We start from the raw sequence: 5,878 nt of genomic DNA, 5'->3' as shown, positions 1-5,878 counted from the left end.
ACACCTTGCGCCGCCACCCCCGGGCGTCAACCGGGGTTGTGGTATACTCCACCGCCCCAATCACGCGCTGGCACGCCGGGCCGGCGGCGGGGGGGGGGGGGGCCGCCCCCCCACCCCGGCGGGGGGGGGGCCCCCCCCCGGTTTCCGGGGGGGGCCCCGCCCCCTTTTTCCTGTCACGGAAGGGCCCGGTTTCCTGTCACGGAAGGGCCCGGCTGCCGTCCTGAAGCAGGTCCAGTGCATGCTCCAGGACCTCGCAGGCCTGGATGTGGTTGCCGGACTCCTGGAGCAGCGCGGCCAGCCGCCGGCACACCTGGACGGCCTCGGGACCGTAGAACCGGTGCACCTGCTGGAACGCCTGCTCCAGCACCTCCACGGCCTCGCGGGTCTGGCCGGTCTCCTCCAGCATGTCGGCGAGTTCGAGCTGGGCGGCGAGCAGGTCGCCCTCCCCGTCGGGCGCCCGTTCCTGGAGCGCGAGGCGCAGCACGGGCAGCGCGTCACGGGTGCGGCCCACCGCGCGCAGCGTACGGGCGAGGCCGAGCCCGGCCACGACCATGGCGGCGCGCACGTCGGCGGCGAGGACCGGACCGGCCGGGGTGCCGCGCACGGCGCGCGCCCGGTTGCGTACGAGCCGCAGGCGGCCCATGGCCATCTCGTGGGCGTGCTGCGGCAGCGGACGGTTCTTGGCGCGCAGCCGGGCCTCCATGGTGCGGCAGAGCGTCTCCAGGTCGATCAAGTCGGGTCCGTCGGGGATCCCGTCGCGCAGGATGGTCAGCAGTTCCCCCGTGAAGGCGGTGTGCCGCTCTCCGTCGGGGGCCAGCGCCACCCGGTCGCGCGGAGAGGCGGTGAGGACGTACGCGCCCTCGACGGCGGCCTGGGCGGCGAGCGCGTCCTGCTCGCCCGCGAGGGTGGAGGCGGCCCGGCCGCTGAAGCAGCAGTCGAGGACGACCACCTTGCGCCGGGCGGCGGAATCGCGCAGGGCGGACCGCAGGTGCTGGTAGGCCACGGCGGTGTAGCCGACATGCTCGCGGGAGCCCTGGAGGGCGAGGTAGAGGTCGGCGGTGGCCGCGTCCCGCATCCCGTGCCCGGCGTAGTAGACGAGGAGAGTGTCCGTGGCCTCCTCCCCGGCACGGTTGACCGGGTCGAGGAGTTCGGCGGGGTGCTGCGGGTCGAGGACGACCGTGCAGTGCTGTTCGGGCAGCCCCCAGACGGTGGCGTCGCCCAGTTCCGCGGCCAGGTCCTTCACGTTGGCCTCGACGGCCGGGAGGGCTGCGAGGTGCCGGTAGCCGGCGCTGCCGATGAGGACCGCCCGCGAGGCCGCCGGGTCAGGCAGTCCCGTCATCGGCCCCGTCTCCGTCTCCGCCCCCGTCCCCGCTTCCCTCCCGGTCGCCGCTCCCTTCCCGGTCCCCGCTTCGTTCCCCGTGCCCGCTGCCGTTCTCCAGCACGGCGACGATGCGCTGCAGGGCCTCGGGGTCCCCGGCGTCGGCCCCGGTGAGCGTGACCTCGTACGGGCCACGGCGCACGGTGAGGGCGGGGGCCCGGCCGCCGCGCGTCGCCTGCCACTGGAGTATGGAGAAGACCAGCGATCCGGTGGCCAGGCCGGATCCGACGGTCAGCTGGAGGAGGTCGAAACCGGTGGATCCCATGGCCGTGCCGCCGACCGCCGCGACCGCCGCGCTGCTTCGGATCCGCCCCCGTGCCTCACGGTGCAGCGTCTCGTCCTCCCGCAGCCAGAGCAGCAGTGACCGCAGTTCGGTCTCCGGCCCCTGCCCCGGGCTGTACGGATCCACCTGTAAGCCGTACTCACGCATCCGTCGTGTCCCTCCCCTGTCCGTGGTGTGCGCTGACCCGCGCGAACAGTTCCAGCGCCTTCTTCGCCTTCCCCATCCGGGCCAGGCACACAGCCTGCCAGTACTGGCAGGCGAGCGTGGTCGGATGGGCCGGGCCCAGCGTCTCCTCGCAGAACGGGGTGACACCGCCGAGCAGTCGGGCGGCTTCCTGGAGCTCGCCCCGCAGCACCAGGCCGACGGCCTCGCGCTGGCGGGACAGGGCGGTACCAGCGGTCATCCGGCTGTGCACGAGCTTGCGGGTGACCTCGCTCAGCGTGACCGGGCCCGGCTGGTGTGCCGGGGGCCGTACCCGGTGCTCCTCGTCCGGCGCCGGAGGGGCGCTCAGCCAGGGCCTTGGGTCCGGTGGCGGACGCACGGCGGCGTCCGTCACGTCGACCTCGTACCAGTCGTACTCGGGCGCCTCGGCCGGTGGCGCGGGCTCGGGCGCCCCGTGCAGCAGGCGGCGGGTGATGAGCTGTTCGACCAGTTCCCTGCCGCCGGCCGCCCATCGCCGCAGCAGCGCCGCGGCCGTGCCCGCGTCCGTCGGCCGGTCGCGGAAGTCCCTGGCGCACAGCGCGTCCACCGCGTCGATCAGGCCGTCCGGGAGACCGGGCACGCCCCGGCTGCGCAGCGACGGGATGCCCCGGGCGGCCCGCAGGACGAGATCGCCGAACTCCTCGGGGTCGCTGTCGAAGGGGGGCCTGCCGGTGAGCATGAAGTGCATGCAGGCCCCGACGCCGTAGAGGTCGGTGGCCTCGACCGGAGTCAGCCCCTCGATCCGTTCCGGTGCCATGTACTGCGGCGTGCCGATCAGCCGGTCGTCGCCCCTGGTGCTGCGCGGCTGCTCGGTCACCACGGCGAGCCCGAAGTCGTAGAGGATCACATGGCCCGTCCGGCTCACCCGGATGTTGCCGGGCTTCACGTCGCGGTGCAGCACCCCGCTCTTGTGGGCGGAGTCCAGGGCGTCGAGGGTCTCTGCGGCGATCCAGCAGGCAGCGGGGACCGACAGCGCGGCGCCGGCGCCGAGGACGGCGAGATCGGCCCCGTCGAGCATCTCCATCACCAGGTACGGCGTGCCGCTGAGGGTGTCGAACCCGGAGTCGTGGATGCCCACCACGCCCCGGTGGCGGATCCGGGCCAGGGCGATGGCCTCGGCCACGAACCTCCGCTGCATCTCGTGCGGGAGGCTCGCGCCGACGGCCGACAGCACCTTCACCGCGACCCGGCGCCGCAGCCGGGTGTCCTCCGCCTCGAACACCACGCCCATGCCGCCTCGCCCGAGCACGTCGACCGGACGATAGCGGCGGGCGAGCCCCGCCGGGAAGACGTCGTTGCCGGCCACGTGATTCCCCCCGGGGTGGCGTCGAGAACGGCGGTCAGGCCTTGGTCACGGCCTTCTCGCAGACGTCACACGGTAGACGTCGTAGACGCCCTCCACACCCCGAACGGCCTTCAGGACGTGGCCCAGGTGCTTGGGGTCGCCCATCTCGAAGGTGAACCGGGAGGTCGCCACCCGGTCGCGGGAGGTCTGGACGGCCGCCGAGAGGATGTTGACGTGCTGGTCCGAGAGGACCCGGGTGACGTCCGACAGCAGCCGGGACCGGTCCAGCGCCTCGACCTGGATGGCGACCAGGAAGACCGAGGACTGGGTGGGCGCCCACTCGACCTCCAGCATCCGCTCGGGCTGCTGCGAGAGGGAGTCGACGTTGACGCAGTCCGCGCGGTGAACCGATACGCCACTGCCCCGGGTGACGAACCCGATGATCGGGTCGCCCGGAACCGGGGTGCAGCAGCGGGCCAGCTTGACCCACACGTCGTCGACGCCCTTGACGACGACACCCGGGTCGGCGTTGCTGCGCCGCTTGCTGCGGGCGCGGGCAGGCGGGATCGACTCCTCGATGTCCTCGTTGGCCGCCTCCTCGCCGCCGAGGGCCGACACCAGCTTCTGCACGACGCCCTGCGCGGCCACGTGGCCCTCGCCGATCGCCGCGTACAGGGAGGAGATGTCGGGGTAGCGCATCTCGTGCGCGAGGGTGACGAGCGAGTCGCCGGTCAGGATGCGCTGGATCGGCAGGTTCTGCTTGCGCATGGCCCGCGCGAGGGCGTCCTTGCCGTGCTCGATGGCCTCGTCTCGGCGCTCCTTGGAGAACCAGGCGCGGATCTTGTTGCGGGCCCGCGGGGACTTGACGAAGCCCAGCCAGTCGCGGGACGGGCCCGCGCCCTCGGCCTTGGAGGTGAAGACCTCGACCAGGTCGCCGTTGTCCAGCGTGGACTCCAGCGGGACCAGGCGGCCGTTGACCCTGGCCCCTATCGTGCGGTGCCCGACCTCGGTGTGGACGGCGTACGCGAAGTCCACGGGGGTGGCGCCGGCGGGCAACGCGATGACGTCGCCCTTGGGGGTGAAGACGAAGACCTCGTTGCGGGAGAGGTCGAAGCGCAGCGAGTCGAGGAACTCGCCCGGGTCCTCGGTCTCCTTCTGCCAGTCCAGCAGCTGGCGCAGCCAGGCCATGTCGTTCACCGTGTCCTGGCCGGCGCTGCCCTTGGCGGCCTGCGGGACGTCGGTGCGGACCTTGGAGGTGCCGGCGACGGTCTGCTGCTTGTACTTCCAGTGCGCGGCGATGCCGTACTCGGCGCGGCGGTGCATGTCGAAGGTGCGGATCTGCAGCTCGACGGGCTTGCCGCTGGGTCCGATGACCGTCGTGTGAAGCGACTGGTACATGTTGAACTTGGGCATCGCGATGTAGTCCTTGAACCGGCCCGGGACCGGGTTCCACCGCGCGTGCACCGTACCGAGGGCCGCGTAGCAGTCCCGAACGGTGTCGACGAGGACGCGGATGCCCACCAGGTCGTAGATCTCCGCGAAGTCGCGGCCGCGGACGATCATCTTCTGGTAGACGCTGTAGTAGTGCTTCGGGCGGCCCGTCACGGTGGCCTTGATCCGGGCGGCTCTGAGGTCGACCATCACCTCGTCGGTGACGACGGCCAGGTACTCGTCCCGCTTGGGCGCCCGCTCGGCGACCAGGCGCACGATCTCGTCGTACATCTTCGGGTAGAGGATCGCGAAGGAGAGGTCCTCGAGTTCCCACTTGATCGTGTTCATGCCCAGCCGGTGCGCCAGCGGGGCATAGATCTCGATGGTCTCGCGGGCCTTCTTCTCCTGCTTCTCCCGCTTGAGGTAGCGCATGGTGCGCATGTTGTGCAGCCGGTCGGCGAGCTTGATGACGAGGACGCGCGGGTCCTTGGCCATCGCCACGACCATCTTGCGGACGGTCTCCGCCTGGGCGGCCTCCCCGAACTTCACCCGGTCGAGCTTGGTGACCCCGTCGACCAGCAGGGCCACCGCGTCGCCGAAGTCGCGGCGCAGGTCTTCGAGGCCGTACTCGGTGTCCTCGACCGTGTCGTGGAGCAGACCGGCCATCAAGGTGGCCGGGTCCATGCCGAGCTCGGCGAGGATGGTGGTCACCGCGAGCGGGTGGGTGATGTACGGGTCGCCGCTCTTGCGCTTCTGGCCGCGGTGCCAGCGCTCGGCGACCTGGTAGGCCTGTTCCAGCTGGCGCAGCGTCGCCGTCTCGATCTTCGGGTCGTTGCTGCGGACTATGCGGAGCAGGGGCTCCAGAACCGGGTTGTACGGGTTCGAGCGCTGGACGCCCAGCCGGGCGAGCCGGGCGCGCACCCGGTTGGAGGACCCGGCCGACTTCGCCGACGCGGGCTTGACCGGCGGGGCCGGCGGGGGCGTGGCGGCGGCCGCCTTGGCCTGCTCGGCCTGCGGGTCGGGCTGCGCGGCGGAGATTGGCTGGACCTCGTCTGGCAAGAGCGCTCCTCAGCGGATCCGGTGCCCGTGTCCGGTCCGGATAACCCATCGTAGCGAGGGTTCGGCCACCCCGTTCCCCGAGCCTCCGCCTCACGCCGGTTCCGGCTCCCGTCGGCGTTCGAGGCGCGCGGTCCGGGGCGGAGCCCGGTCTTCCGCCCCGTCGGCGTTCGAGGCGCGGGTCCGGGGCCTGGTCCCCGGCCGCGGCGCCGCACACGCAAGCGGCGGGTACCCGGGACATCCC

General features: G+C 72.4%; 4 protein-coding genes. All 4 read right to left on the bottom strand.

Annotation, left to right across the window (positions count from 1 at the left end):
• Positions 1–196 precede the first annotated feature (196 nt).
• Genes ACWGIF_RS31160 through ACWGIF_RS31145 form a run of 4 tightly spaced genes read right to left on the bottom strand, consistent with a single transcriptional unit; the run spans position 197 to position 5,637 of the window.
• The gene (locus ACWGIF_RS31160; protein ID WP_453502482.1) at positions 197–1,339 is read right to left on the bottom strand and encodes a caspase, EACC1-associated type; all 1,143 of its coding nucleotides are present in this window, start codon (positions 1,337–1,339) and stop codon (positions 197–199) included.
• Positions 1,323–1,808 carry an effector-associated constant component EACC1 gene (locus ACWGIF_RS31155; protein WP_453502480.1) on the bottom strand — a complete coding sequence of 162 codons (486 nt, stop codon included), beginning with the start codon at positions 1,806–1,808 and terminating at the stop codon, positions 1,323–1,325. Before ACWGIF_RS31155 ends, ACWGIF_RS31160 begins: the two co-directional genes overlap by 17 nt.
• Entirely contained in the window at positions 1,801–3,168 is a 1,368-nt protein-coding gene (locus tag ACWGIF_RS31150) for a protein kinase domain-containing protein (RefSeq protein ID WP_453502479.1), read from the bottom strand. Before ACWGIF_RS31150 ends, ACWGIF_RS31155 begins: the two co-directional genes overlap by 8 nt.
• Positions 3,169–3,213: 45 nt before the next feature.
• The gene (locus ACWGIF_RS31145) at positions 3,214–5,637 is read right to left on the bottom strand and encodes a RelA/SpoT family protein (RefSeq protein ID WP_453502477.1); all 2,424 of its coding nucleotides are present in this window, start codon (positions 5,635–5,637) and stop codon (positions 3,214–3,216) included.
• Positions 5,638–5,878 lie beyond the last annotated feature (241 nt).

It is taken from the genome of Streptomyces sp. NPDC054849 (genome assembly GCF_053610945.1).
This window is presented reverse-complemented; position numbering and strand designations above follow the sequence as displayed.

Excerpts from the sequence above, each read along its gene's own strand:
- ACWGIF_RS31160 (WP_453502482.1), bottom strand. The coding sequence starts at position 1,339 with ATGACGGGACTGCCTGACCCGGCGGCCTCGCGGGCGGTCCTCATCGGC.
- ACWGIF_RS31155 (WP_453502480.1), bottom strand. The coding sequence starts at position 1,808 with ATGCGTGAGTACGGCTTACAGGTGGATCCGTACAGCCCGGGGCAGGGG.